Genomic DNA, 737 nt, shown 5'->3' with positions numbered 1-737 from the left:
TACGGGCTTCCTGCCAACTCGTGCGTCAGCATTATCGGGACGGTTTCGTCGTGGCTTTTTCCAGCAGCGGCACCGGCTGTGGTGCCGACTGGGCAGCGCGCGCGCTATCCATTTGTGTTTCCAGCGCGCCGAGGTCGACCACGTCGCCGGGCGCAGCCTCGACGTTCAGCGGCTGTGCGCTCTTGCCGGGCAGCTGGGCGAAGACGGCGCGGGAACCGACGACGCGGCTCAGCTGCCAGCGCGAATCGGCCGCCAGGCGTTCGCCGGCAGCCAGATGCCTGAGGCTGCCGCCGTCGTCGCGGATCACGACGGCCTGGGTATCGCTGGCGGTGGCCACGACACGCAGCACCTGTGCAGGCGCGGCGCCGGACGCGGCCAGCAGCAGCAAGACGGCTGCGCGGCAGTAGCGTTTGCCCTGACGGGCGGCGTGCAGCCACACGGCGATGCGGTCGGCGCGGCGTCGCAGGCCTACCGGCACCAGGCCATTGCCTGCAACCGCACGCACGCGCAGCGATGCCGCCTGCGCACCGGCGCAGCCGGTCGCAAAAAGCGAAAAAAGCGCCTTTGTTGCAAATTTCATGATTGCACCGACAAAGCCGTAGCAGTGGCTGCAGAGCCCGTCGCTTGCGAGTGCGACTTGCGGGCTGGCAGCGGCTGTAGCGGCCGGACGCGCCGGTAGGCCATTTCAGGGCGAGATGGCGGCACGGATTCCGGATTCCCCGCCTCAAGAATACCCG

The 737-nt window shown here is 68.7% G+C and carries 1 protein-coding gene; it reads right to left on the bottom strand.

Going from position 1 to position 737, the window contains the following annotated elements; all coding sequences use genetic code 11:
- Nucleotides 1-31 precede the first annotated feature (31 nt).
- Nucleotides 32-580 (bottom strand): hypothetical protein, encoded by a 549-nt coding sequence (locus DFR29_RS24660; RefSeq protein WP_133821309.1) that lies wholly within the window; start codon nucleotides 578-580, stop codon nucleotides 32-34.
- Nucleotides 581-737 lie beyond the last annotated feature (157 nt).

Source organism: Tahibacter aquaticus (assembly GCF_004363655.1).
In the GTDB taxonomy this organism is placed as follows: Bacteria; Pseudomonadota; Gammaproteobacteria; order Xanthomonadales; family Rhodanobacteraceae; genus Tahibacter; species Tahibacter aquaticus.
This window is presented reverse-complemented; position numbering and strand designations above follow the sequence as displayed.